Consider the following 25050-nt stretch of genomic DNA (forward strand, 5'->3'; position numbering starts at 1 on the left):
GTGCCCGGATTTTCAGCACCAAATCCGGAGGGATATGCCGTCTCGCTTAGAAATGATGCAGTGCAGCAAAGGCGGGGTGCCTAAGTTCCGCGCCGTTTTGCCCGCAGAGTCGGATCGGCTTCGGTCGGGTCTTCGGGCCAGGGGTGGCGCGGATATTGCCCGCGCATATCCTTGCGCACATCGGCGTAGGAGCTTTTCCAAAACCCAGGCAAATCCATCGTGACCTGCACCGGACGATGCGCGGGGGAGGTTAAAACCACCTTGAGCGGCACGCGGTTTGGCCCGACCGTCGGGTGGGTGGTGGTGCCAAAAAACTCTTGAATGCGGCCCGTCACCTCGGGGTGCTCGCCGGAATAATCAATCGGTAATTTGCGCCCGACCGGGCTGACGAACTGTCCGGGCACTTCTGTGTCCAGCCGCTGCATTTGGCTCCAATCCAACATTGCGCGGAGCGCCTCGGTGATGTCCAGAGACCGCAATTGCGTTTCGGAGCGCGCGCCTTTGAGATGCGGCAAAAGCCATGTCTCAAGCGTCTCCATCAAAGCCGCCTCAGAGACATCGGGAAAATCATCTCCCATCAAACGCACCCGTGCGGCAAAGCGTTTGGCAGCGTCACTCCATGGCAATCCGATCTGGCGTAGCCCGTCGAGCGCCCCGAGGGCCATCGCCTCAGGCGGGGCCTCTTTCCACTGACGATCCTCCAAGACCAGCGCGCCAAAACACTCCTGTTTGCGCGCCACCACCCGTTTTTCACGCTTGTCCCATTGGCATATCTCGCGCCACATGATTTGCTCGCCATAAAGCGCGCGCAGCTCTGCCTCAGTGAGTTCCACGGCTTGCCGGATTTTTGCCTCACGCGGCGCGCCGTCTGTGTCGGTGACGACGATCAACCGGACGCCAGCCATTTGATCACCATCGTCCATCACCGCGCCCTTGCCGCCCGACAGGATATAGCGCGCCTGATCGCCTTTGCGACGCAGGCCAATGCGGTCCGGGTAGGCCAATGCGGCCATCTCACCCAGACTCATTTTGGGGCCTTCACTCGCGCCCGCACGCAACCGTTTGGCCTCCTGTTTCACCCGCTCGATCACGCCGCGATCCATCGTGCCCGGTGTCCCCTGACCCGGCGTACGCAGCGCGCGGATGCGCAGCGCCAAATCAACGCCTGCGCCACGCAAAGGATCGCGTTCGTTCAACAAAGCCGCCAAATCTGCCGCCTGCGCCCCCGCCAATTGCAGCATATGTGCAAGTCTCGGGTGCAGCGGTTTGGTCGATAGAGCCTTGCCATGCGCCGTAATCCGTCCCGTTTCATCCAGCGCGCCCAGCCCATGCAGCAAGGCACGCGCCTCCGCCAAAGGCCCCGGTGGTGGGGGCGTCAAAAACGATAGGTCCGATTCAAACGCCCCCCAAAGCGCCAGTTCCAAGGCCAATCCCGTGAGGTCTGCCGTTTCAATTTCGGCCGGGGCAAAGGCGGGCATTGCGCCTTCTTCGCCCTTGGTCCAGAATCGGAAGCACACGCCCTCGGCAACCCGTCCGGCACGGCCCCGGCGTTGCTCGGCCTCGGCCTTTGAGGCGCGTTCGGTGATCAGCCGCGACATGCCCGAGGCCGGATCAAACCGTGCCCGCCGCGCCCGGCCTGCGTCCACGACGATGCGCACATCTTCGATGGTCAAAGAGGTCTCGGCGATGGAGGTGGCCAACACGATCTTGCGACCCGTCGCACAGGGAGCAATTGCGGCGCGCTGGTCGGCAAATTTCATCGCGCCAAACAGAGGACGGACCGCGCAATCGGTGGGGACGCGCCCTGTGAGCCGTGCCTCAACCCGGCGGATCTCGCTTTCACCCGGTATAAACACCAAGGCCGATCCGCTCTCCTGTGTGACCGCCTCAATCACCAAATCCGCCATCGCGTCTTCAAAGCGGCGTGCTTTGGGCGTCGGAGCGTCCAACCAGCGGGTGTCGACCGGAAAGGCCCGGCCTTCGGAGCGGATCACCGGGGCATCGTCCAAAAGCGCGGCCACGGGATCAGCGTCCAAGGTAGCCGACATGACGATGACCACAAGATCGTCGCGCAACACTTGACGCAATTCCCAAGTCAGCGCCAAGCCCAGATCGGCATTGAGCGAGCGTTCGTGATATTCATCAAAAATCACCGCGCCGACGCCGGTCAGTTCCGGGTCACTTTGCAACATCCGGGTCAGAATGCCTTCGGTGACGACTTCGATCCGGGTGGATTTCGACAGTTTGGTGTCGCCGCGCATCCTGTAGCCGACCGTTTGCCCAACAGCCTCCCCCAGCGTTTGCGCCATGCGTTCGGCGGCGGAGCGGGCCGCCAATCGACGCGGTTCCAACATCACGATCCGTCCCGTGATATGCGGTAAAAGCGCCAAGGGCACGCGGGTGGTTTTGCCCGCGCCGGGCGGGGCCATCAACACCGCGCGGCCCGTGTCGCGCACGGCACAGGTCAGCGCATCCAGCACATCATCAATCGGGAGTTTCGGTTCAAACATGGCCCCGTTATGAGCCAAAGCGGGGCGGGCGAAAAGAGGGGCTGCGCTTGAGGGTGAACCTTATTGCCGGGTGAGCGTTGCCGAACCCCATAGTGTGTCGACTTTGGCCTCGACCAAATGCGACTTTCCCTCCGCCCCTGCAAAGCGCAGCGTCAGCGGAAAGCTCACCCGTTCGCGCATCTCGGCGTCAGAATAGCCCGCAATACGGCGGTAGTTGCCTGAACACTGACCGTCACGCATTGGCCCAAGCGTCACTTGGCTGCGCCGTCGTCCGTCAAAGACGGGAATGTTTTGACCGCATGGCGCGGGGCCCGAGCGCAGAAGGGTGTAGAGCGCGGTGAGGGGGTCGATGGTGCCACGTTGATCTTCGAGCGCGATCAAAAGTGGTGAGGTTGGCGTGTCGTCGAGCACCTGCGGCAGACCGGCGTCATACTGTAAACGGGTGAGGCTTTGGCGGCGGCCTGTGTCGACGTTTTCTTCATATTTGCGCGGAATGAGGGATGTTCCAAGGCGGGTGCCTTGGGCATGGGCATCAAATCGTATGCCCACTAAAATGCCGATCAATCCTGTGTCCTGAAACTGTGCTCGCACCGCATAGGTTTGATCCGTTTCGTTGGCGGCCACGCCCAAATGGCCGACCTTGAGAGCGCCAAGGCGGATGTCAAACCGCATGTGCGTGTCCTGAGCCATCAGCGGTGGGGATGTGAGCGCAAACACCAAAGGCCCCCAGACAAGGGCGCGTGTATAGCGGCGCAAAATTGGGAAAACCTGGAGCATATGGGGCACTCTTACAGACCGGACAGGTACAGGCCGGACAGGGGTGGACATCGCCCCGATGGACGGGGCAAAACGAAAGGCGACATGCGCTTAATCTGCCGGAAGACTGTAATGGATATAAAACAACTTGCTGACGGGGTGGTTTCGGGCAACCGTCGGGCTTTGGCCCGTGCCATCACCTTGGTCGAATCTGCCCGCGCCGATCACCGCGCGCAGGCGATTTTACTGATGGAAGAGGTCGGTAAATCCGGGCGTCAGGCGCTTCGACTTGGATTGTCGGGGACTCCGGGGGTGGGCAAATCCACCTTTATCGAAAGTTTTGGCATGATGATGATCCGCGAGGGCAAAAAGGTCGCCGTTTTGGCGGTGGACCCGTCTTCGGCGCGCTCAGGCGGGTCCATTTTGGGCGACAAAACCCGGATGGAGGAATTGTCGCGCGAACCAAACGCCTTTATCCGGCCGTCGCCGTCGCAAACCGAATTGGGCGGCGTGGCACGGCGCACCCGCGAGGCGGTCGCTCTGTGTGAGGCGGCGGGCTATGATTTGATCCTGATCGAAACCGTGGGGGTCGGGCAGTCCGAGACCGTGGTCTCCGAGATGTCCGATCTGTTCTTGCTGCTGCTGGCCCCTGGAGGCGGGGATGAGCTTCAGGGCGTCAAGCGCGGTATTATGGAAATGGCCGATATTATCCTGGTGAACAAGGCTGACGGCGATCTCAAACCCGCCGCCAATCGCACCTGTGCGGATTACGCAGGCGCCCTGCGCCTGTTGCGCAAACGGCCACAAGACCCGGAAGGCTTCCCCAAGGCGATGACCGTCTCGGCCCTTCAGGTCGATGGTCTGAAAGAGGCGTGGGGCGAAATCCAAAACCTCACCGAATGGCGGCGCGAGACGGGGCATTTTGATCAACGTCGCGCCGAGCAGGCCGAATATTGGTTTGGTCAGGAGATTCGTCAGGGCCTTTTGGCACAGCTGCAAAAAGAGCCGCTCAAATCCATGATTTCCGATCTGGCCAAACAGGTTGCTGCGGGGCAGTTGACGCCGGGCCATGCGGCGGCGGATGTTTTGAACGCGCTTCAGCACGGCTAAGGCGCATTCCCCACGGCCCATCTCGGTTGTGGGGCTTGACGATTCTCCGATGATCGCCTATGCACCGCGAACTGAATTTCGGGCGCTTCCCTCGGGCGGTGCCTTTTTCTGTCGATAAACAGACTTCTGTGACAGTTTCATGTGATTTCGGGGTTGCACCTTGGACACTTGAGCGTCAAAGAGAGCGCGAACAAGACAGAACTGAGTCTTAAGAAGTGCGGGGCGGGTGACGCTTTCGCCAGTGAAACGAGGATAAACCCATGTCGCGTCGTTGCGAACTGACCGGTAAAGGCCCGATGTCTGGCAACAATGTCAGCCACGCCAAAAACAGAACCCGCCGCCGTTTTCTTCCGAATCTCAACGAAATGTCGCTGATTTCGGAAACACTCGGTCGCTCGTTCAAGCTGCGTATTTCTGCTGCTGCGTTGCGTACTGTTGACCACCGTGGTGGTCTGGACGCTTTCCTGGCGAAAGCCAAGGACGAAGAGCTGTCCGATAGCGCGCTGAAAATCAAAAAAGAAATCAAAAAAGCTCAAGCCACCGCTTAAGTTCTTTTTGGTTGAGATGGTGAAACCCTCGAATGGCCTGGCGCTTTCGGGGGTTTTTCTATGAGCGATTGACAAGGGACCGTAGGCTCTGGCCTGATACCCTATGGTTTGGGCTTTGAAACAAACGATCGGGTGGTGGGCCATACTCCGCTGGGCTGGGCGGTTTATGTGCGTCGCGGCCACTGTTGTGTTGGTGGCCACTTTGGGGATCGCCTCTGCTGCGCAGGCGGATGATCCGTTTTGTGCCTTGCCCCCCGGCGACGCGGATGACATCCGCCTTTGCGCCAATTACCCCTTTGATTTGACATCTTTTTCCTCAAGTTTGGAATATATGGTGGTGAACAAGGCGGTGCAGACACCCTTTGATATGTTCGCTTGGCGCGCCTTCACGGCCTTGAATTGGCGCGATGTTGCGCCTTCGGAACCCGCACCCGATGCCTGGCAATCCATGCCACGAAAAGACGCCGTGGTCGGTCAAGACATGGCCGTAGCCTGTCGTGGTTCAGGCGACACGTCCGGCCCATTGGTGTTGAGCGATCTGGTACAAGCGGATGGGGCCGCCGTGATTGACCAAAACGGCAATCCGTTGGTGTATGAAACGCGGATCAATGCCCCTGCCGCCGCCTATGTTGCGGGGTTGACCTCGCAGGATGCCAATTTCCCAAGGGGGCAGAGCGCCAAGGCCCCGCCCAGCGTTCATGTCAAAACGGCGTGGGTGTGGCTGGATGACGACGATCCCCGATTTGTCACCGAACGTGGGGTTGTGCGGGTTCCGGCGGAGCAGAGCCTTTCGGGTCAACCTTTGTGCCTTGAGGGGCTGTTTGGCATGGTCGGGATGCATATTGTCACCAAGGTCGGGTCCGGCAATGGCGACGAGTGGCTCTGGGCCACGTTTGAGCATCAAGACACGGCACCGCTCTCTCCGGTCGCGCGCCGGATCAATTCGATTTATTCCAAGGACTTGTTTCCAAATGGCTGTCCCGCCCCGAAGGCGGCGCAATCGTACCTGTTGTTTGATCCGTCTTGCCCGAGTTGCGCCACCAATGTGCCGCCGCCCATGCCGTTTTGGTCACAGGCCCCGCCCTTTGCCCGTGCCCGCGATGGGAGCCCCCTTGCGCCCAGTCGGATCACGCGATGTTGGCAAATCTTTGACCCGACCCAAGACACCAATGCCCGCTGGCAGGCGCGTCTGGCCGACACCCCTTTGGCGCAGTACCGTTTGATCACCAATCAATGGCGCGGTGCCAATAAAAGCCCGTTGTTTGAACATGGCGAGGTGCCGCGTTTCGTGTCCAATGTGACGATGGAAAGCTACCTGCAAGATGCGCGAGAGGGGAGTTGTCTGGGCTGTCACGCCGAAGCCCGCACGCGGTCGGGCGGCTTTGCGGATTTTGCCTTTTACCTCTCCGAGCTTGGGCCGTGAGTGAGGGGCGGTGATGGGCGGTCGTTGCGACAAAGGCATGTGGCGGCACGTCGCAGTGCCGGTGTCGCGCTGTGTTGCGCTTGCCTTCCGCTGCGGTCCGGCTAAAGTGCCGTTCATGCGTTTGACCCGTCCCATCGCGGCCTTTGTGCTGGCCTTTATGCTGCTCGTTACGTCCCAATCCATGGCCGTGGCACGGGGCACTATGGTTGATGCGACCGGGACGATGGTGCTGTGTACGGGCACCGGGCCGATCACCGTTTTGATGGACGAGAATGGCGAACCTATTGGGCCACGCCACATCTGTCCCGATTGCGCGCTCAGTGTCATTGCCGGGCTGGCCGAGCCTTTCGTGCTGTCTGCGCCGGGCCACACTGTGTTGCGCTTTGCGCCCGCATCTGTGGCGCACCACATGACCGCGATCTCCCTGCCCAACCGCAAGGCCCGCGATCCGCCTTTGGTCTAATCTGTTTCTCTTTCAAACACTCAGACCAAGGATAAAATCATGTTTTTCAAAACCACCCTTCTCGCGGGCGCAGCCGCCCTGTCTTTCGCGCTTCCGGCCATGGCCGACATCACCATTGAGGACGCCTATGCGCGCTCCTCCGGTATGACGGCCAAATCCGGTGCGGCGTTTTTTGTCATCCACAACACGGGTGACACCGATGATCGTTTGATCGCGGCGACCTCTGACATCGCCAAGCTCACCGAGTTGCATACTCACAAAGCCATGGCTGATGGCGTGATGAAAATGATGCGCGTGGACGAGGGCTTTGCGGTTCCGGCGCAAGGCACCCATGCTTTGGCGCGGGGCGGCGATCACGTCATGATGATGGGGCTGCTCAAACCGATGGGGCAGGGCGATGTGGTCACAGTGACCCTGACCTTTGAACAAGCGGGCGACATCACCGTTGAAATCCCCGTCGATCTGGAGCGCCAAGACGCCCCAGCCGCCATGACCATGCCGATGGATGGCACCGGGATGCAGAACGGTAAAATGGGCAATTGATCGCCTCTCAGAGCCTCCGTTTCGGTGGGGGCTCTGATCCCTCTTGATCCGTTTTCAAAAGAGGTTAAATGGCGGGTATGGACGCGGCAAATTTTGGGCCGCGCCTTCCCCCTTTTGAAAGTGAACCCCGGATCATGCTGAGCGCTTATGCGGTCCCGGAGGCCTTCTCGCCTGCCGAATGTGATGCGATCATTGCCCTGTCTCATGAAAAAGACCTCGCGGATGCGGGGTTGGTCGGAAATCGCTCTGACCACAACCTGCGCCGTGCTGAACTCGCCTGGCTGGATGACCGCGATGGTGGTGGCTGGGTGATGGATCGGATCATGGCGCTTGTGGCGGAGGCCAACCGGGCGCATTTCGATTTTGCCCTCACTGAGTTTGGCGAAAGCCCGCAGGTCGCCCGTTATGGGGCCGAGCGCGAGGGGCATTTCGTCTGGCATTCCGATATTGGCGAAGGTCCACTTGCCTCCCGGCGCAAACTGACGCTTGTGGTGCAATTGTCTGAGGCGGCGGACTATCTGGGCGGCGTGCTTGAGCTGCAAGCCGATGCCAACCTACGCCCCTCAGATCGCGCGCGAGGTTCGGCCGTGTTGTTTCCGTCCTTCGTGCTGCATCGGGTCACTCCGGTCACACAAGGCGAACGCTATTCCCTCACCACATGGGTGCATGGCCCGGCGTTCCGGTAGGGTGGCTTTGAGTATTTCTCCAAGAAGAAACAAAGGGGCGCGCGCCGGTCGCCGATCCTCCGCTCTGTGACGGACCTTCGGAAGGGGGTGTCCCACGGACCGGCGCGTCTTCTTCTTGGGCGGTCATCGGCGCTCCCGCCTGTACCGCAACACAATCCTACTGGGCTGAAAGTTAATATGCGGTTATCATAGATGTGCCCGTTTCTTTTTGGCAAAAATACTCAAATTTCTTTGCCACTTAACACTCGTGATACCCAATCGGGCACCACCTGTGTCGCGGGACCCTCGATCACCGCATCAAACATTGCGCCGGAGGCTTCGAGGTTCAGTTCCAACGTTTTGAGTCCCAATTGCCGTGCCATTTGCGAAAATCCCGCCGCCGGGTAGACCATGCCCGAGGTGCCGATGGAGACGAACAGATCGCTGTTTTCCAAGGCGTTCTGGATCGCGTCCATGTGATAGGGAATTTCGCCAAACCACACGATGTCGGGGCGGGTGTGGGACATGCCGCAGGACGGGCAGGGATCAGAGACGCGCATCTCCATCGGGGCCGCCCAACGATGGTCGCAGGCGCTACAGAGGGCGCCCATGACCGAGCCATGCATATGGATCACCTCGCGCGCTCCGCTGCGTTCCAACAGGTCATCGACATTTTGCGTCACCAAAGTAACCGGGCCGTCATAATCGGCCTGCAACTTTGCTAGCGCCTCGTGGGCTGCGTTCGGCATTGCGGCTGCGGCCTGTGCCCGGCGCATATTGTAAAACCGTTGCACCAACTCTGGGTCGCGCTCAAAGGCCTCAGGTGTGGCCACGTCTTCCACCCGATGATCTTCCCACAACCCGTCCGCCGCACGAAAGGTCCGCAATCCGCTTTCTGCCGACAGACCTGCGCCTGAGAGTATAAAAATTCCACCCGCCATTCGACGCCTCTCCTTTTTCCAAACCCTGCCTTGCTCCGCCCGGCCTGACAAGGGTAGCCTGAACGCACAGGAGGTCCACATGCAGAAAATCGTCTTTGTCTGTCTCGGTAATATCTGCCGTTCTCCCACCGCCGAGGCGGTCGTGGCCACCAAGGCGCGCGCGAGGTCTCAGGCGATTCTGGTCGATAGCGCCGGAACCGGTGATTGGCATGTCGGTGAGCCGCCCTACGGTCCGATGCAAACCGCCGCTGCCCGGCGCGGCTATGACCTTTCAGGCTTGCGCGCGCGTCAAGTCTCCGCCGGGGATTTCGAGGCCTTCGATGTGATTGTGGTGATGGATGAGGCCAACCAGCGCGCTGTCGAGACGCTCCGCCCCCAAGGCAACACAACGCCCGTGCGCCTGATGATGTCCTATGTGCCCGACATCGGCGTTACCGCCGTGCCGGACCCCTATTACACCCGCAATTTTGACGAGGCTTTGGACCTGATCGAAGTTGCCGCCGAAGGGCTACTTGCCGTTCTCGATCCGTAGCCAGCGAAAGGCGCGTTTCAACTCCGCCGTGCCGTTGTGATCATACCAACGCCCGTGGCTTAGGATCACCTTTTCGGGCGCCCATCCGATCACTTCGCGGATCGCTTTGCGCGCTTTGGCCTTGGATTTGAATGTGCCGCGCATATCAGCCGGGGCCTTGCCATCCGGGTCCAAAATCCCCGCCAGACGCATCAAAATAGCCTTAAATCGCCCGACCTTTTCGGCCTCGAAATTCTCGATCAAATCGGTGAGGATCAGGGTCTTGGATGGGATGTGATAAAACACCACCTCGTGCAAGAACCGATGCCCTTTCACAAGTCTTTGGCGCAGGACATCTTCGGTGCCTTCGGGTACGTCATCGCCCATAACATCATGTTTCGGAAAGGGAATGTTGTATTTCGCTGCGCGCTCTTTGACGCCGGGCGCGGCCAGAACCTGCGCTTGCGGAAAGCGTTCGTGCCACAGATGCACTGAAACATAATGGATCGGATTGGGCGCGATCAACCAGCCGATCGGCCCCAAATCCGCCAGTTCATTCAACAGGCCTTCATCAAGTGTAATCGGCGAATGCACCCAAAGCCGCCCGTTGATGCGCACCACCGTCATGCGAGTCGGAAACCCGATGCCATAAAACGGCACAGGCGGCCCGTCCGCGATCCATATCTCGGGGCCGACAGGTTTGAGTGTGTTCAGCGGTTCGTAAAGCTTCTGTTCAGCCACAGTATTGTTCTGCCGCCGCGCCAAAGGCTTTGTAGCGCTGCCAGAAACTTTCGTGCGAACTGTTGTCCGACTGGCGTACATCCTGCGCCTTTTGCGGGTTCTTAAAGAACTTCGCGGCTTGGCGCTGATCCCCGTTTGTCAGGGTCATATCGGCTACCTGTTGAATACAGCCGCAAAGATTGCGGTTGTTCGCGGCCCGATCCGACGACATGCACGCCCGCTCAATCGCACCCGCTTGCGCCGGGATCGGAGCAAAGGTTGCACTGCTGATCGTGGCAAAAGTTGCGACTGCGATTGCGGTTTTCTTGACGGTTTTTTTCATAGTCCTGCCTCTCAATCCAAACCACGAGGCCCCGTCTTTTTGCGCTTTCATGGCACTGCCACACGCCCGCAGGGTCCGCCGTCTTGGTGAATAATGACATAAGACTATCCTGAGTCTGTCGTTTTGCGCAATTGCAGAGTTTGTCGCGTGGGAGAAGGGAGGCGGAGGGTTGCTGAGGGGGAGTAGCATCTTGTCATGCTGCTGGATATGATCAGGACTGAGATTGAGAGGATATTTTAGATGCGGATGAATTGGGAAAATCTTTTGGAGATGTCATTGCTCCATGATGAAGTGCGCGAGATCAATCCGAACCGCCCCAATTACGCTCAGGATTACGACCGACTTGTGTTTTCCTTGCCGTTTCGGCGGCTTGCGAACAAGACGCAGGTGCATCCGCTCTATGCACATGATCACATTCATCATCGGCTGATTCACAGTATAGAAACAAGCAGTGTTGGCCGTTCGCTTGGCATCGAAGTCGGGCATTGGCTTGAGACACAGGGCGAGATCGCAGAAGGGCAGAGACATGTTCTGTCTGGTGTGGTTCAGGCTGCGTGCATTGCCCATGACATTGGAAACCCTCCTTTCGGTCACTCTGGCGAAGACGCGATGGGGGCTTGGTTCGCTGCGCGGTTTGCCGAGGGGCATTCATTTTTCGATGCGGTCCAAGTCGCGGATCGGACAGAATTTGAGAAATTTGAGGGCAACGCACAGGGCTTTCGTTTGATTTCCAGATTGGAAATGTATCGAAACGAGGGCGGTATGCGATTGAGTCATGCTGTGCTTGGAGCCTTCACAAAATATCCCGCACTGGCTGAGGTCAGCGAGAAGGCGAAGGCGCGTGACAAGGAGAAAACCTACAAAGGCTTGACGAAGTTCGGTCTGTTTCGGTCTGAATATGACCTTTTTGAACGTGTTGCAGAGCGGTGTGGTTTGCTCGTAGAGCAAGGCGATGAGGGTCGGTGGTGGCGACGTCACCCGGCTGTGTTCCTTGTCGAAGCCGCCGATGATATTTGCTATAATATTCTGGACCTTGAAGATGCCTATGTGACGGGCGATCTGTCTGAAATGCGGGTCAAAGAGTTGCTTGGCGCACTTTTTGCGGGCGACAATCAGGACCTGTCTGGCAAGGACGTCACCTATTACCGAGCCCGCGCGATTGGGGCCGCGATTCATGCCTGTGTCGCGGCGTTTAAGCAAAACTACGAAGCGATCATGACGGGGCATTTTTCGGCCTCTTTGATCTCGAAATCTGATGTGTCCGCTCAATTCGCAAAAATCGAAGCCACTGCGCACAGTCAAATTTTCACGGCACCGCGCAAAACCAAACTCGAAGTGACGGGGCGCAATATTTTGCATGCTGTGCTGACGGGGTTGCTACCCATTTATGAAGAGCTGGGTGCGCAGAATTGGGATGTCTTGGCGCTTTCGGCCTATCATCGTCAACTGGCTGCAGCTGCCGATATCGACCTGCGCGATGTGGTGGATGAATACACTGCGCTCCACAGCCTGACTGATTTCGTATCCGGGATGACGGATCGGTATGCTGTTCGGGTCCATGCGATGATTGCCGGGCAAATGGGGTAAGGCAGAAGGCCGTTCCCTATTGCCATTCCCCCCATTTCCCCCCATAGAAACAGGCTAATTCTCAACCTGCGCAGGCCTTCCATGACCGAGCTGAAAAACATCCGTAACTTCTCCATCGTCGCTCATATCGACCACGGGAAATCGACCCTTGCTGACCGGCTGATCCAGTCCACCCACACGGTGGCGGACCGGGATATGAAGGCGCAGATGTTGGACAGTATGGACATCGAACGCGAGCGCGGGATCACGATCAAGGCCAACTCGGTGCGTATCGAATACACCGCCAAAGACGGTGAGCTGTATATCCTCAACCTGATCGACACCCCCGGTCACGTCGATTTCGCCTACGAAGTGTCGCGCTCGATGCAGGCCGTTGAGGGGTCTTTGTTGGTCGTGGACGCCACTCAGGGCGTTGAGGCGCAAACCTTGGCCAACGTGTATCAAGCCATTGATGCGGATCACGAAATCGTCCCGGTGTTGAATAAAATCGACCTGCCGGCCGCCGAGCCGGAACGCGTCTGTGAGCAGATCGAGGATGTGATCGGCATTGACGCCTCTGAGGCGATTGAGATTTCCGCCAAGACCGGCATCGGCATCCCCGACGTTTTGGAAGCCATCGTCACCCGTCTGCCCGCGCCCAAAGGCACTCGCGATGCGCCGCTCAAAGCGATGCTGGTCGACAGTTGGTATGACAGCTACCTCGGCGTTGTCGTTCTGATCCGCGTCATCGACGGCGTGATCAAAAAGGGCGACAAGATCAAGATGATGAAAACCGGTGCCGCATATGGCGTCGACAAGCTCTCGGTGCTCAAACCGCAGATGGTCGATATCGCCGAACTGGGGCCGGGTGAGATCGGTATTTTCACCGCCTCGATCAAACAGGTCCGCGACACCAAGGTCGGCGACACCATTACGCATGAGAAAAAGCCCTGTGCCACAGCACTTCCGGGCTTTAAACCCTCGATCCCTGTGGTGTTCTGTGGCCTTTTCCCGGTCGATGCCAACGACTTTGACGATCTGCGCAATGCCATTGAGAAACTGCAACTCAACGATGCCTCCTTCTCGTCTGAAATGGAAACATCCGCCGCTTTGGGCTTTGGTTTTCGCTGCGGCTTCTTGGGGCTTTTGCACCTCGAAGTGATCCGCGACCGGCTTGAGCGCGAATATGACATCAACCTGATCACCACCGCGCCTTCGGTGATCTACAAACTCCACATGCGCGATGGCTCGATCCAAGAGCTGCACAACCCCGCCGACATGCCCGATCTGACCTTCCTCGATCACATCGAAGAGCCGCGCATCAAGGCGACGATCATGGTGCCGGACGAGTATCTGGGTGATGTGTTGAAACTCTGCCAAGACCGCCGGGGCATCCAGATGGACCTGACCTATGCGGGCTCGCGCGCCATGGTCGTCTATGACCTGCCGCTCAACGAGGTGGTGTTTGATTTCTACGATCGCCTGAAATCCATCACCAAAGGCTATGCGTCCTTCGACTATCAAATGATGGGCTACCGCGAGGATAACCTTGTCAAAATGTCGATCCTTGTGAACGACGAACCGGTGGATGCGCTGTCCACAATGGTCCACCGCGACCGCGCCGATGCCCGTGGCCGCGCGATGTGTGAAAAACTCAAAGACCTGATCCCGCGCCACATGTTCAAAATCCCGATCCAAGCGGCCATCGGCGGCAAAGTCATCGCCCGTGAAACCCTCTCCGCGATGCGCAAAGACGTGACCGCGAAATGTTACGGCGGCGATGCGACCCGGAAGAAGAAACTTCTGGAGAAGCAGAAGGCGGGTAAGAAGAAGATGCGCCAGTTCGGGAAAGTGGAGATTCCACAGGAAGCGTTTATTAATGCTCTTAAAATGGACGACTAAGGTCGTTCATTTTAAGAGGCGGTGGGTGGCAGTGTATTTTGGAACAAAATGCGCGTACCCACTCCGTGGAGCTTGGGTGATGGGTTTAATTTTGGCGATCGTTTGTAAAAAGGCCGCCCGAAGGCGGCCTTAATTATTTCTCTTTGCGGACGCCCTTAAACGGTGTCTTGCTGGATGTTTTCACGTCCATGAACTGTCCCGTTTTCGTATCGCGCTTTACGTAATGCCCCGATGGGGTTTTGGTTTGTGAGCGTCCTTTAACGGCACCATTGCGATGTCCGTCGCCAGAGGGAGGGTTTGTAGCCATTGTTTCCACTCCTTATTGCGTGTGGCACGCGGGCGCGCAGGTAGCACAACCATTTGACTGTCTGTAAATGGTCTTTGCCTTAGCAACGGCCCCTGAGCAAGTTGTGTGGTGGCCAAGGTCTGTTGTCGATGAAGTCAGAGCCAACCAGCGACAGCCTTCTTGATGAACTTCATGATCACCATTTGCCTGTGCGTGGTTGTTTACTTTGAAATTGGGCAAGTTTCAGCCCTCCGATTAGCAAAATGCGAAAGGCCGCTTGACAAATTCCACCGAACTGATTCAGATCGGATTATCAGAGAACTTCCACCGCAGCCTTTCAGACAGGTGGCGGATTGAGCTTCTAAGGCGCCGTCTTGGTTTGCAGACCGAGGCGGCGCAACTTATAAACCCAAATGACAAATGGAGGATGCTGTACAAGTTATTGTGCGTCAATAGAGAAAAGGCACAACGGGAGAAAAAATCCTCAACCTAGTGTGCAGCGCTTACTTTTTACTACCTTATTTGGTGTGCTGTCAACGCGTTTTTGCGTTTTTCGCAACTTTATCTTATTCAAGTCTTTGACTTTACTAGGGACACTACTGATTTGTAATCAGTTGATTATCCTGCAATAATCTTCATTTATCCGGCTCCTGCAGTGCTGTGAGAACAAAAAAACGCCCACCAAACGGCGGGCGCTGTCTCACTCATCTCCTGTCAGAGATCACATCCCCGACTGCACCTCACGGCTTTCTTGCGCAATCGCATTGCCGGCTTTGGACAGGTCTTGACCGGCGCCTTCGATGGTTTCGCAGGCGGCGAGGGCCAAAAGGCACAATCCGATCATGAGGGTGCGTGTCATGGGTCACTCCATTTAAATGTCAGGTCCCACATATCTAGGGCGATGCAGAGGGATGTCGAACCGATGCGCAAACTCCCGCGCAGGGGGGCGTTTGTCTCAGATCAAAGCAGTATTGCAAAAATGCCTTATTTTCCAACATGCGCGATCGACTTTAAGGGAGAGACCCCATGACCCGCCTTGCTGGCATCCTGTTTTCGCTGATTTCCACAACCTTGATGGGCGTCGCCATTGTCGTGGCTTTGACCATTGGCAAGGACACGTTGCAACCGATCCTGATCGCCGCAGCCATCGGGTTTGTTGTCGCGATTCCAGTGACTTGGATCATTTCGAAAAAACTCACCGAAGAGTTTTGACCACAGAGTTCTGATCCGCGATCAACGCGCGTCGATGGCCTCCATCCACGCCCGCAGTGCCGCCTCAAATTCGCGCGGTTTCTCGGCATGAAGCCAATGGCCCGTGCCGGGAATGGAGGCGAATTTTGCGTGCGGGAACAGGGCTTTGGTGGCATCCCTGTGGTCGCGAGAGACATAGGTGCTTTCGCCACCGGAGAGGAAGAACGCAGGGCCATCATAGGTGCCGGACAGCTCGGGAAACCCGACGATCTTACCCATTTCGGCCTCAAGAACATCCAGATTCAAAAGCCATTTTTTCTCTTTGACGACAAGGCTTTGTAGCAAAAACGCGCGCACGCCAGCGTCCAAAATATCATGCGCCAACATCCGGTCCGCGTCGGATCGTTTCTCAACCTTTGAGAGGTCCAGCCCGCGCATCGCATGGATCAAAGGCGTGTTGTCATGGCTGTAAGAGACGGGTGAAATATCCGCGACCGTCAAGGATTTGAGCAGCTCAGGCCGGGTCAGCGCCAGCACCATCGCCGCTTTGCCGCCCATCGAATGCCCCATGACATGACAGGGGCCATAGGCATCGATATGCGCCTCCAGGACCTCGGCCAGATCGGCGGCCATATCCGGGTAGCTTTGCGATGCAAATCGCGGGCTGTCGCCGTGGTTGCGCATGTCGACGGAGAGGATAAGTCGTTGATCGGAAAGACGTTTTGAGATGACGCTCCAGTTGCGGGCGGACCCGAACAAGCCGTGGACGATCAAAAGGGGCGGGCGGTCCGTTGAGGAGCCGGTGAGAACGGTGTTGAGCATGCCCCACAGATAGCGGCTTGGCGGTCCCTGTCAAACCCCTTAAAACGACGATATGACCATATCCATTGCCCAACGCGCCGAAGAATTGAGCACGCTTTTGCGTGACCGTATGGGTGTGCATCTGGGCGATGGCTTTGCGGCCAAGTTCACGAAAGCGGGGCGGCGTTTGCCGCGCTGGGCGCGGCGCAAGGGCGAGGTGATCCTTGAGGCTATGGCCTTGGAAACCCATCCGAAATTGGCGCAACAGATCAACCACGCCAAGGTGAACCGGGCCTTTAAGGAGCTGCGCTATTTCCTCAGGCGGCAAGACCCGAAAGCCCGCGCCAAAAACCGCATCCTCGATTGGATCACCACGGTGGCCTTTATCCTCTTTGTCACGGGCGGATTGATCCTTGGCGTTATGATGTGGCGCGGTCTGATTTAGGGGCTGATTTAGGGTCTGGTCTAAACGGCACGGGCGAAAGCGCGTCACGTTGGACCAAGGTGACAGTGACAAAGCTCACATAGAGCAGTAGATACCACGACCCCATTTTCGAAACATGCACGATCTCACCAGGCGCTTGGCCGGAGTAGAGCCAGATTTTCGTGGCGGTTCCGACGTTTTCCGCGACCCAAAGGAAGAATGCGGACAATATTCCGGCGAGAGGCATCGGCATCCAGTACCAGCCGCCCATGCGATACCACACGCGGGTGCGGGCATAGAGCAGCAGGGAGGCCATGAAGAGGCCGAGGCGGATGTCCGGCCCAAAGTGATGTGTAAAGAAATTCAGATAGATGGCTCCGGCAAACAGCAGAGAGGCCCAATAGGGCGGGTAGGGCGCGAACCGCATGTCAAAGAGGCGAATGGCGCGGGCCATGAAGCTACCAACGGAGGCATACATAAAGCCGGAAAATAGGGGCACACCACCGATTTTGATCAGCCCGGCACCGGGGTAATCCCAACTGCCCATATGGAGTTTGAAAATTTCCATAATCGTGCCGGTGAGGTGAAACAGCAGGATGACCTTGGCCTCGCCCACGGTCTCCAGCCGAAACACCAAAAACAGGATTTGCAGGCTCAAAGCGTAGGCCAAAAGCGCGTCATAGCGGGCGATGGGCCAGTCGTCTTGCCAGAGCTTATGGGTGAGCATCATTGCGATCAAAAGCAGCCCGCCAAACAGCGCGGCCCAGCCCATTTTGACCACGAACATGATGAGTTCGCTCACGCCATGCGGCAAGCGGGCGCGCAGCCAATCGCCTAAGGCGCGTTCTTTTGGGGTCGGTTGGGCCATGTTCAGTTACTCATACATAAACAGAAAGGGGCCCGGCGGGGCCCCTTTGACATCATACTCCAAACGCTCTTACAGGTTCGGATAGAGCGGGAATTTTTCGCACAGCGCTTCCACCTTGGCTTTCACCTCGGCTTCGACCTCGGCATTGCCCTCTTCGCCATTGGTGGCCAGACCATCGACCACTTCGACGATCCAATCGGCAATCTGGCGGAATTCGGCTTCGCCAAACCCGCGTGTGGTGCCTGCAGGCGTCCCAAGACGTACACCAGAGGTGATCATCGGCGGTTCCGGGTCAAACGGGATACCGTTTTTGTTACAGGTGATGTGGGCACGCTCCAAAGCGGCCTCGGTGATTTTGCCGTTCACGCCTTTGGGGCGCAGATCGACCAGCAACACATGGGTGTCGGTGCCGCCGGTGACGATATCAAGGCCGCCTTTCATCAACTGATCGGCCAGCGCCTGGGCATTCACGATCACTTGTTTGGCGTATTCTTTGAACTCGGGACGCAGCGCCTCGCCAAAGGCCACGGCTTTCGCCGCGATCACATGCATCAAGGGGCCGCCTTGGATGCCGGGGAAGATCGCGGAGTTTACCTTTTTGGCGATTTCGACATCGTTGGTCAGGATCATGCCGCCGCGCGGACCGCGCAGGGTTTTGTGGGTCGTGGTGGTCGCCACATCGGCATAGGGGAAGGGCGAGGGGTGCTGACCACCCGCCACGAGACCGGCAAAGTGCGCCATATCGACCATCAGATAGGCCCCGACAGAATCAGCGATCTCGCGCATTTTCTTGAAATCCACCTGACGCGGAATGGCGGAGCCGCCAGCGATGATCATCTTGGGTTTGTGTTCTGTAGCGAGTTCTTGCACCTGATCATAGTCGATGCGCTGGTCCTGTTTGCGGACCCCGTATTGGATGGCGTTGAACCATTTGCCGGACTGGTTCGGCTTGGCACCATGGGTCAGGTGACCACCAGCATCCAAGGACATGCCAAGGATGGTGTCGCCGGGCTCAAGCAGTGCTGTGAACACGCCTTGGTTGGCCTGCGAGCCGGAATTTGGCTGTACGTTCACATACTTAACGTCAAACAACTGTTTCGCGCGATCCCGCGCAAGGTTCTCGGCGATGTCCACATATTGGCACCCGCCATAGTAGCGACGGCCCGGATAGCCTTCGGCATATTTATTGGTCAGGACCGAGCCTTGGGCCTCCATCACCGCAGCGGAGACGATGTTTTCAGAGGCGATCAATTCGATCTCATGGCGCTGACGGCCAAGCTCTTGGGTGATCGAACCGAACAGTTCGGGGTCACGTGTGGACAGGGGTTCGGTAAAGAAACCGGAATCGCGGACATTGGACGTCATGCACATGCTCCTTGGCAGCGTGGGAGTGTCGCGGGTTTATTAGCCATTCTGTTACATTTGGAAAACCCTCATCCGTTGCATAATGATGATGAAATGAGCGATCTGGGCGATGAGAAAGCGCAGGGGTTTCCGATCCGCGCCACGCGTCTCGGGATCAGGACGTTTGGTCGCGTGCGGTCTGGCGGGAGATGTCGTGCGAAAAAGCGTGAATTCCGCCTAAGGCTTTGGTAACCAAGGGCACGGGCCGCACCGGTTCGCCCTCTTCGTCAGACAAAAAGAAGTCCCACAGATGGTCAAAATTGCCTTTGCGGCCAGCGATGCCCAAATCGCGCAGCGTGCTCTTGAGCGGTTGCAGGCGCGCTATGCCTCCGTTCCTCTGGAGGAGGCGGATGTGATCGTGGCGCTTGGCGGTGATGGGTTCATGCTTCAGACGCTGCATGGGACCATGCATCTCGACACGCCGGTCTACGGCATGAATTGCGGCACGGTCGGATTTTTGATGAACGAGTTCCAGGATGACAATTTGGTCGAACGTTTGCTGGCGGCCGAGGAAGAGGTGATCAACCCGCTCTCGATGGTGGCCGCAGATGCCGATGGGGTGGAACATACCGCACTTGCGATCAACGAGGTCTCTTTGTTGCGCGCCGGACCGCAGGCGGCCAAGTTGCGGGTGTCCATCGACGGTAAGGTGCGGATGGATGAGCTGGTCTGTGACGGTGTCCTTGTCTCGACGCCTGCCGGGTCGACCGCCTATAACTATTCCGCACGCGGGCCGATATTGCCGATTGGATCGGATGTTTTGGCACTGACCGCGATGGCGGCATTTCGCCCCCGTCGGTGGCGCGGAGCCTTGTTGCCCAAAAGCGCAAAGGTCCGCTTTGACGTGTTGGAGCCGCAAAAACGTCCGGTTATGGCCGATGCCGACAGCCGCCATTCCGCCAATGTGGTCTGGGTCGAAATTGCCTCTGAACCAAATGTGCGCCACCGGATTCAGTTTGATCCGGGGCACGGGTTGGAAGAGCGGCTTTTGCGCGAACAATTCGTGTAAATGCGGCGCGCATTCTAAAATTTGCGACCGCCTCGGGCGGGGCGCCCCCACCCTTCCAACTTTCGGTACAGCGTGGAAGGCGAGACGCCAAGCGCACGCGCCGCCGTAGGAATGGAGCCTCCCGCATGCGAAATTGCGGCCTCAACGGCGTTGCGTTCGATTTCCGCCAAGGTTTTTCCGGCAAATGGGTTTGCGGGGGCTTGCGATGCGCCACCAGGATTGGGCGTTCTTTGTACCCGTGGCGCCCCGCGCAAATAGGGCGGCAGATCAGGCACATTGACCACCGGACCGTCATGCAACACGATGACATTCCACAACACGTTCATCAATTCGCGAATGTTTCCCGGCCAAGCATGATCCAGAAAAATTGCTTTGACTTCGGTCGAGAGGGTTCGGAATTCCCGTTCCTCGCGGGCACAGAGCCGATCCAGTTCGGTTTCGGCAATTTCCACCACATCCAGACCACGAGCCCGCAAAGGCGGCAGGTGGATCGGCACGACGTTCAGCCGATAAAACAGATCGGCCCGAAAGCGCCCGGCCTGCACTTCGGTGCGCGGATCGACGGTGCTGGTGCAAATCAGGCGAAACTCGGCGGGGCGTCCAGAGGTCGTGCCGATTGGGGTGATCACTCCGCTTTGCAACATGTTCAAAAGCCGGGCCTGCATAGGTAAGGACAGGGTACATATTTCATCCAACAACAAGGTGCCGCCATTGGCCAACTCTGCCACACCAATCTTCTCCGGCGCGCCCGGCATAGCAATATGGCCCAGCAATTCGGCTTCGATTGTGTTCGGGGCGGCGGTGGAACAATCCAGTTTGACGAAGGCACCGTCTTTGTAACCGGACTGGTCGTGGATTGCGGCGGCGGCTTTGACTTTGCCCGTGCCATTTTCTCCGGTGATAAACACGCTGGCCGCTGATCCGGCCACGGCACGGATTGTGCTATAAATGTCCTGCATGAGATCCGAAGACCCGATCAGCCCGTCGGTTTCTACCTCATCGGCGGGATAGGGCTGCACATACTGCCCAATGCTGCGCCCGGCCAGCGTGTTGGTGATGGTGGTCTTGAGGTGTTCAGGTTCGATCGGCTTGACGAGAAAATCCATCGCCCCGTTGCGCATGGCCGAGACGGCGCGATCAACAGAGGCAAAGGCTGTGATGGCGATCAGTTTGATGGACGGATCGCGGTCTTTCAGGGTTTTGATAAGTTCAATCCCGTCTCCGTCCGGCAAGACCAGATCAACAAGAGCGATCCCCGGGGCCGTTGTGGCCGACAAGGCGAGTGCTTCGGCGCGGCTGCGCGCAGACAGAACGGTGTAACCCGCAGCCTCAAGAGTGGCCGTGAACAGGGTCAGGTGCGTGTCGACATCATCAACGATTAAAATTGGTTTTTGGGACATTTGTGTCCGTCTCGCTATGTATGAGTAGGTGAATGGATTTTTGAATATCTGAGGCAGTTTGGCGGAGCCTCGCCAAGATCGCAATGATTTCCGTATCTGACATTGAATCGGAGTGTTCTGACAGGTGACGTGCCCGGTCTTGGGCCGAGGTGGAATAAGAGGTTGCAAAGAGGCCAGATAGGGTGTGGGTCGCCAGTCTCAAGGTCGCTTGAGATTTAGGGGACCGCTCTCCCTCTATGGCGGTGACCGCGAGGCTTAGGTAGTGGTCCAGATCGGCGGATAAGTGAATCAGCACATTTTCGGCAACGGCTCTGGGCAGCCGTGTGACCAGCTCCTGTAGGCTGGGTGGTGTATGGTGCGCCGGCTGCGCGGCGGGTTTGATTTCTGTGTTGGGCAGGGGCACATTGAGCGCGCGACAGGTGACGTGAAGGACTTCTGTTTGCGAGGGAAAGGGCTTTGGCAGGATGCCCTTTATGCCCGTGCCCCGGATGGCCTGCATATTCACGTCAAACACATGCGATGTCACGGCGATGACCGGTGGCGGTGTCAGGCCGCGGTTTTTCAAGGTTTCAAGCACCTGTGGACCCGACACAAGCGGCAGTTCGATATCGAGGAAAACAATGTCGATTGTCACGTCCGGGGCGGAGAGAAGGTCAAGCGCTTCGGCCCCGTCTTCGGCGTCGAATACGGTGAGGCCGAGCGCCTCAAGAGTGTGATGCATTGCCAGGCGCAGGCTGGCGCTGTCTTCGACCAAAAGCGCTGTGTAGGGACGCAGTATCGGGGACGGCGGCCTTGGCGGCACATGATCGGCCTCTGACCAGTGATCCGTACGGATCGGCAACACCAAACTGGCTTCCGCCCCCGCCTCGGGGAGATTGCGAAGCGTCAAGTTTCCACCAAGGCGGTGCACGGCTTCACGGGCCACATATAACCCATAGCCGGAACCCGGTTCGCCGGACCCGATCGGGATGGGCGCGCGGCCATTGTGGCCGGTGAGAATATGCGGAGGGAAGCCGGGACCCGTGTCGCAGACCCGCACTATGATGTCATCGCCGCCCTCTGAGGCCTGTCGTGACACATGCAGAGAAATCTGGCCCGGGCCCGCATGGTGCAGTGCGTTGGACACAAGGTTGGACAGGACACGCTCGAGCGACAACATATCCCAATCCGCGCGGGTGGGCATGATCTCCAGCCCTTCGAGGCACAGCGTGCTGCCAAACCGCGTGGTGATCCGCTGCCACCTCTGTGCAAGTTTTGTCAGGATGGCGCGTGGGTTGACCATGAGGCGCGTGGCGGGGCGCTGTGTGTGGTCGTGAAACACAAGGCCTGCCACCTCATCCAGCAGCCGCCCCAAATGCGCCCCTGTTGCAAGCAGATGCTGGATGTCGCCTTTGAAATGCGGGGGGAGGTCGATGTGATCTAGGGTCGAGAGGCCGCTGTGCAATTCGGCAAAGGTTGACCGAATGTCATGGGACAAAAGGGAAATGCGGCCGGCATCTTTGATCAACAGATTTTGACTCTTTTGGCCGCGCTTTGTCACACTCACCCCCGATTACACTCTCACGACAGACAAAACGCAGCCCGATTGAGGCCGCGTTTCTACGTCACTCATCCGCCGATTAGTAATTTGTTAACCAACGGGAGGGAATGGGACAGCCCTTTTTGCTTAAAATTTACCCTTTTGCATATCCAAGCCCCTGAAGCGCCAGTTTGATTTCGTCCAAAATGGCCGGATCGTCGATGGTCGCGGGCATTTTATAGGGTTGGTTGTCCGCAATCTTGACCATCGTCCCGCGCAGGATTTTGCCCGAGCGGGTTTTCGGCAGACGATCAACGACGCAGGCCAATTTGAATGCGGCCACCGGGCCGATTTCATTGCGGACTGCCGTGACGACCTCTTTGACGATGGTGGCGTGATCCTTGGTGCAGCCGGAGTTCAGGCACAAAAAGCCCAGCGGAGATTGACCCTTAAGCTGATCCGCCACGCCGATGACGGCACATTCGGCCACATCCGGGTGGTTGGACAGCACTTCCTCCATCGCGCCAGTGGACAGGCGGTGCCCGGCGACGTTGATCACGTCATCGGTGCGCGCCATGATGTAGACATAGCCGTCCGCATCCTTGATCCCGGCATCACCCGTTTCGTAATAGCCCGGGAAGGTGGTGAGATAGGATTTTTTGTACCGCTCCTCGGCATTCCACAGGTTTTGCAAAGTCCCCGGCGGGAGTGGCAATTTGATCGCGATAGCGCCAAGGTCGCCGTCTTTGACTGGATGCCCGGCTTCGTCGAGAATTTCGATCTCATAGCCCGGCATGGCCACAGAGGGTGAGCCGATCTTGACCGGAAGCTCTTCGATCCCAAGCGGGTTGGCGGCAATCGCCCAGCCGGTTTCGGTCTGCCACCAGTGGTCAATCACCGGCACGCCGAATTTTTCCTGCGCCCATTTGATCGTGTCCGGGTCGGCCCGTTCGCCCGCCAGAAAGATCGCCTGAAGATCATGCAGCTTGTAGCGCTTGATCCAGTCGCCATTCGGGTCTTCGCGTTTGATCGCGCGCAGGGCAGTCGGTGCGGTAAAGAACGATTTCACCCGTTGGTTTTGAATGATCCGCCAGAACACGCCCGCATGGGGCGTGCCGATTGGTTTACCTTCAAACACAATGGTTTGTGCGCCCTTGATCAGTGGGCCGTAGCAAATATAGCTGTGGCCGACGACCCAGCCCACATCGGAGGCCGCCCAGAACCGATCCCCCGCCTCGATGTTGTAGATGTTCTTCATCGTCCAATTGAGCGCCACAAGATGCCCGCCCGTGGCGCGCACAACGCCTTTGGGCTGTCCCGTGGTGCCGGAGGTATAAAGGATATAGGCCGGGTGGTTGCCCTCGACGGGCACACAGTCGGCGGGTTTGACGCCGTATTGGAAGCCGTGCCACGAAAAATCGCGACCGTCGATCAGTTTGGCCACCTCTTGTTCGCGTTGGAAGATCACGCAGAATTCAGGTTTGTGTTCGGCCATATCAATGGCTTTGTCCAAAAGCGGTTTGTAATGGACCACGCGGTTCGGCTCCAAACCACAAGAGGCGGCAATGATCGCCTTGGGCGTACAGTCATCAATCCGCACCGCCAATTCATGCGCCGCAAAGCCGCCAAACACCACCGAATGTACCGCACCAATGCGGGCACAGGCCAACATCGCCTCAAGCGCTTCGGGGATCATCGGCATGTAAATGATGACGCGATCGCCCTTTTCCACACCACGCATTTTAAGCGCACCCGCAAGCGAGGACACGCGCGCCTGAAGCTCTTTATAGGTGATGCCCTTGGTTGCGTGGGTGATCGGGCTTTCGTGCATGATCGCGATCTCATCGCCGCGACCGGCCTCCACATGACGGTCCACTGCGTTGTAGCAGGTGTTGGTCAGGCCATCCGAGAACCATTCGTAAATCGGTGCGTTTTCGTCAAAGAGGGCTTTGGATGGTTTTTTGTACCAATGCACCTCTTCGGCCGCCTGCATCCAAAAGGCCTCTGGGTCTGCTTTCCAGCCGTCATAAATATCTTTGTATGCCACTTTGCGTCCTCCTCGCTGACACGGCGTGAATGGCGCTGTGTGCGATTCCTTACAAGGCAGTTAGGCTGCGATGGAATGTCACTGGCGTCACGCACAGGGG

Annotated in this window: 24 protein-coding genes; 12 read left to right on the forward strand and 12 right to left on the reverse strand. The window is 57.9% G+C overall.

Translation table 11 applies throughout. The features are described 5' to 3' along the window. Positions 1–80: 80 nt before the first annotated feature. Together hrpB and B30_RS15390 are read right to left on the reverse strand one after the other, a co-directional pair. Positions 81–2510 carry an ATP-dependent helicase HrpB gene (hrpB, locus tag B30_RS15385; RefSeq protein ID WP_009573049.1) on the reverse strand — a complete coding sequence of 810 codons (2430 nt, stop codon included), beginning with the start codon at positions 2508–2510 and terminating at the stop codon, positions 81–83. A gap of 60 nt (positions 2511–2570) precedes the next feature. After that, positions 2571–3287, reverse strand: a complete 717-nt coding sequence (locus tag B30_RS15390) for a DUF3108 domain-containing protein (protein ID WP_009573051.1) — start codon at positions 3285–3287, stop codon at positions 2571–2573. A gap of 111 nt (positions 3288–3398) precedes the next feature. Between B30_RS15390 and meaB the strand changes: the two genes are divergently transcribed. The 6 genes from meaB (at position 3399) to B30_RS15420 (ending at position 8039) form a co-directional block, all read left to right on the forward strand. Beyond that, positions 3399–4376, forward strand: a complete 978-nt coding sequence (meaB, locus tag B30_RS15395; protein WP_009573052.1) for a methylmalonyl Co-A mutase-associated GTPase MeaB — start codon at positions 3399–3401, stop codon at positions 4374–4376. 260 nt (positions 4377–4636) lie between these two features. Further along, on the forward strand, positions 4637–4924 hold the full coding sequence (gene rpmB / locus B30_RS15400; protein WP_009573053.1) for a 50S ribosomal protein L28: 288 nt from the start codon (positions 4637–4639) through the stop codon (positions 4922–4924). Between the two features lie 115 nt (positions 4925–5039). Beyond that, positions 5040–6347, forward strand: coding sequence for a hypothetical protein (locus tag B30_RS15405; protein WP_157789822.1), 1308 nt, complete (start codon positions 5040–5042; stop codon positions 6345–6347). Between the two features lie 13 nt (positions 6348–6360). Next, positions 6361–6810 carry a hypothetical protein gene (locus B30_RS15410; RefSeq protein WP_009573055.1) on the forward strand — a complete coding sequence of 150 codons (450 nt, stop codon included), beginning with the start codon at positions 6361–6363 and terminating at the stop codon, positions 6808–6810. Between the two features lie 39 nt (positions 6811–6849). Then, entirely contained in the window at positions 6850–7353 is a 504-nt protein-coding gene (locus B30_RS15415) for a copper chaperone PCu(A)C (protein WP_009573056.1), read from the forward strand. Between the two features lie 68 nt (positions 7354–7421). After that, positions 7422–8039 (forward strand): 2OG-Fe(II) oxygenase, encoded by a 618-nt coding sequence (locus B30_RS15420; RefSeq protein WP_009573057.1) that lies wholly within the window; start codon positions 7422–7424, stop codon positions 8037–8039. Positions 8040–8260: 221 nt separating this feature from the next. Here B30_RS15420 and B30_RS15425 read toward each other — a convergent pair whose 3' ends face one another. Next, positions 8261–8959 carry an NAD-dependent deacylase gene (locus tag B30_RS15425; protein ID WP_009573058.1) on the reverse strand — a complete coding sequence of 233 codons (699 nt, stop codon included), beginning with the start codon at positions 8957–8959 and terminating at the stop codon, positions 8261–8263. A gap of 79 nt (positions 8960–9038) precedes the next feature. Here B30_RS15425 and B30_RS15430 point away from each other — a divergent pair, with 79 nt between their 5' ends. Continuing rightward, positions 9039–9491, forward strand: coding sequence for a low molecular weight protein-tyrosine-phosphatase (locus tag B30_RS15430; RefSeq protein ID WP_009573059.1), 453 nt, complete (start codon positions 9039–9041; stop codon positions 9489–9491). On the opposite strand, the gene B30_RS15435 is transcribed toward B30_RS15430, so the two are convergent. Both B30_RS15435 and B30_RS15440 read right to left on the reverse strand, forming a co-directional pair. Beyond that, positions 9468–10211: a DUF4336 domain-containing protein gene (locus B30_RS15435; RefSeq protein ID WP_009573060.1), complete on the reverse strand. Its 744-nt coding sequence runs from the start codon at positions 10209–10211 to the stop codon at positions 9468–9470. The genes B30_RS15430 and B30_RS15435 overlap by 24 nt on opposite strands. Beyond that, positions 10204–10533 carry a hypothetical protein gene (locus B30_RS15440; RefSeq protein WP_009573061.1) on the reverse strand — a complete coding sequence of 110 codons (330 nt, stop codon included), beginning with the start codon at positions 10531–10533 and terminating at the stop codon, positions 10204–10206. Before B30_RS15440 ends, B30_RS15435 begins: the two co-directional genes overlap by 8 nt. Positions 10534–10773: 240 nt before the next feature. Between B30_RS15440 and dgt the strand changes: the two genes are divergently transcribed. Both dgt and lepA read left to right on the forward strand, forming a co-directional pair. Then, complete coding sequence (gene dgt, locus B30_RS15445; protein WP_009573062.1) at positions 10774–12120, forward strand: dGTP triphosphohydrolase; 1347 nt, start codon at positions 10774–10776, stop codon at positions 12118–12120. An 81-nt stretch (positions 12121–12201) separates the two neighbouring features. Then, complete coding sequence (gene lepA / locus B30_RS15450; RefSeq protein WP_009573063.1) at positions 12202–14001, forward strand: translation elongation factor 4; 1800 nt, start codon at positions 12202–12204, stop codon at positions 13999–14001. Positions 14002–15008: 1007 nt separating this feature from the next. Here the strand turns inward: lepA and B30_RS15455 are convergent. Next, positions 15009–15146, reverse strand: coding sequence for an entericidin A/B family lipoprotein (locus B30_RS15455; protein WP_009573064.1), 138 nt, complete (start codon positions 15144–15146; stop codon positions 15009–15011). Between the two features lie 167 nt (positions 15147–15313). Here B30_RS15455 and B30_RS15460 point away from each other — a divergent pair, with 167 nt between their 5' ends. Beyond that, positions 15314–15499 carry a hypothetical protein gene (locus B30_RS15460; protein ID WP_009573065.1) on the forward strand — a complete coding sequence of 62 codons (186 nt, stop codon included), beginning with the start codon at positions 15314–15316 and terminating at the stop codon, positions 15497–15499. Between the two features lie 21 nt (positions 15500–15520). Here B30_RS15460 and B30_RS15465 read toward each other — a convergent pair whose 3' ends face one another. Continuing rightward, positions 15521–16300 carry an alpha/beta fold hydrolase gene (locus tag B30_RS15465; RefSeq protein WP_009573066.1) on the reverse strand — a complete coding sequence of 260 codons (780 nt, stop codon included), beginning with the start codon at positions 16298–16300 and terminating at the stop codon, positions 15521–15523. 52 nt (positions 16301–16352) lie between these two features. Between B30_RS15465 and B30_RS15470 the strand changes: the two genes are divergently transcribed. Further along, positions 16353–16724 (forward strand): hypothetical protein, encoded by a 372-nt coding sequence (locus tag B30_RS15470; RefSeq protein WP_009573067.1) that lies wholly within the window; start codon positions 16353–16355, stop codon positions 16722–16724. Here the strand turns inward: B30_RS15470 and B30_RS15475 are convergent. Further along, positions 16699–17571 (reverse strand): DUF817 domain-containing protein, encoded by an 873-nt coding sequence (locus B30_RS15475; protein WP_009573068.1) that lies wholly within the window; start codon positions 17569–17571, stop codon positions 16699–16701. The genes B30_RS15470 and B30_RS15475 overlap by 26 nt on opposite strands. A 69-nt stretch (positions 17572–17640) precedes the next feature. Then, positions 17641–18936 carry a serine hydroxymethyltransferase gene (gene glyA, locus B30_RS15480; protein ID WP_009573069.1) on the reverse strand — a complete coding sequence of 432 codons (1296 nt, stop codon included), beginning with the start codon at positions 18934–18936 and terminating at the stop codon, positions 17641–17643. Between the two features lie 289 nt (positions 18937–19225). Between glyA and B30_RS15485 the strand changes: the two genes are divergently transcribed. After that, on the forward strand, positions 19226–19984 hold the full coding sequence (locus B30_RS15485) for an NAD kinase (protein WP_009573070.1): 759 nt from the start codon (positions 19226–19228) through the stop codon (positions 19982–19984). A 14-nt stretch (positions 19985–19998) separates the two neighbouring features. Here B30_RS15485 and B30_RS15490 read toward each other — a convergent pair whose 3' ends face one another. From B30_RS15490 to B30_RS15500, 3 genes are all read right to left on the reverse strand, one after another. Next, positions 19999–21384, reverse strand: coding sequence for a sigma-54-dependent transcriptional regulator (locus B30_RS15490; RefSeq protein WP_009573071.1), 1386 nt, complete (start codon positions 21382–21384; stop codon positions 19999–20001). Beyond that, positions 21356–22891, reverse strand: coding sequence for a hybrid sensor histidine kinase/response regulator (locus B30_RS15495; protein ID WP_009573072.1), 1536 nt, complete (start codon positions 22889–22891; stop codon positions 21356–21358). Before B30_RS15495 ends, B30_RS15490 begins: the two co-directional genes overlap by 29 nt. A gap of 166 nt (positions 22892–23057) precedes the next feature. Then, complete coding sequence (locus tag B30_RS15500; RefSeq protein WP_009573073.1) at positions 23058–24950, reverse strand: propionyl-CoA synthetase; 1893 nt, start codon at positions 24948–24950, stop codon at positions 23058–23060. Positions 24951–25050 lie beyond the last annotated feature (100 nt).

It is taken from the genome of Celeribacter baekdonensis B30 (assembly GCF_000299875.1).
Taxonomy (GTDB): Bacteria; Pseudomonadota; Alphaproteobacteria; order Rhodobacterales; family Rhodobacteraceae; genus Celeribacter; species Celeribacter baekdonensis_A.

Bases quoted from the DNA above. Each gene is read 5' to 3' on its own strand.
- B30_RS15430 (WP_009573059.1), top strand. From the start codon at position 9,039: ATGCAGAAAATCGTCTTTGTCTGTCTCGGTAATATCTGCCGTTCTCCC.
- B30_RS15465 (WP_009573066.1), bottom strand. From the start codon at position 16,300: ATGCTCAACACCGTTCTCACCGGCTCCTCAACGGACCGCCCGCCCCTT.
- B30_RS15420 (WP_009573057.1), top strand. From the start codon at position 7,422: ATGGCGGGTATGGACGCGGCAAATTTTGGGCCGCGCCTTCCCCCTTTT.
- glyA (WP_009573069.1), bottom strand. From the start codon at position 18,936: ATGACGTCCAATGTCCGCGATTCCGGTTTCTTTACCGAACCCCTGTCC.
- rpmB (WP_009573053.1), top strand. From the start codon at position 4,637: ATGTCGCGTCGTTGCGAACTGACCGGTAAAGGCCCGATGTCTGGCAAC.
- B30_RS15455 (WP_009573064.1), bottom strand. From the start codon at position 15,146: ATGACACGCACCCTCATGATCGGATTGTGCCTTTTGGCCCTCGCCGCC.
- hrpB (WP_009573049.1), bottom strand. From the start codon at position 2,510: ATGTTTGAACCGAAACTCCCGATTGATGATGTGCTGGATGCGCTGACC.
- B30_RS15415 (WP_009573056.1), top strand. From the start codon at position 6,850: ATGTTTTTCAAAACCACCCTTCTCGCGGGCGCAGCCGCCCTGTCTTTC.
- B30_RS15460 (WP_009573065.1), top strand. From the start codon at position 15,314: ATGACCCGCCTTGCTGGCATCCTGTTTTCGCTGATTTCCACAACCTTG.
- B30_RS15485 (WP_009573070.1), top strand. From the start codon at position 19,226: ATGGTCAAAATTGCCTTTGCGGCCAGCGATGCCCAAATCGCGCAGCGT.
- meaB (WP_009573052.1), top strand. From the start codon at position 3,399: ATGGATATAAAACAACTTGCTGACGGGGTGGTTTCGGGCAACCGTCGG.
- B30_RS15490 (WP_009573071.1), bottom strand. From the start codon at position 21,384: ATGTCCCAAAAACCAATTTTAATCGTTGATGATGTCGACACGCACCTG.
- B30_RS15475 (WP_009573068.1), bottom strand. From the start codon at position 17,571: ATGGCCCAACCGACCCCAAAAGAACGCGCCTTAGGCGATTGGCTGCGC.
- B30_RS15470 (WP_009573067.1), top strand. From the start codon at position 16,353: ATGACCATATCCATTGCCCAACGCGCCGAAGAATTGAGCACGCTTTTG.
- B30_RS15390 (WP_009573051.1), bottom strand. From the start codon at position 3,287: ATGCTCCAGGTTTTCCCAATTTTGCGCCGCTATACACGCGCCCTTGTC.
- lepA (WP_009573063.1), top strand. From the start codon at position 12,202: ATGACCGAGCTGAAAAACATCCGTAACTTCTCCATCGTCGCTCATATC.
- dgt (WP_009573062.1), top strand. From the start codon at position 10,774: ATGCGGATGAATTGGGAAAATCTTTTGGAGATGTCATTGCTCCATGAT.
- B30_RS15410 (WP_009573055.1), top strand. From the start codon at position 6,361: ATGGGCGGTCGTTGCGACAAAGGCATGTGGCGGCACGTCGCAGTGCCG.
- B30_RS15425 (WP_009573058.1), bottom strand. From the start codon at position 8,959: ATGGCGGGTGGAATTTTTATACTCTCAGGCGCAGGTCTGTCGGCAGAA.
- B30_RS15440 (WP_009573061.1), bottom strand. From the start codon at position 10,533: ATGAAAAAAACCGTCAAGAAAACCGCAATCGCAGTCGCAACTTTTGCC.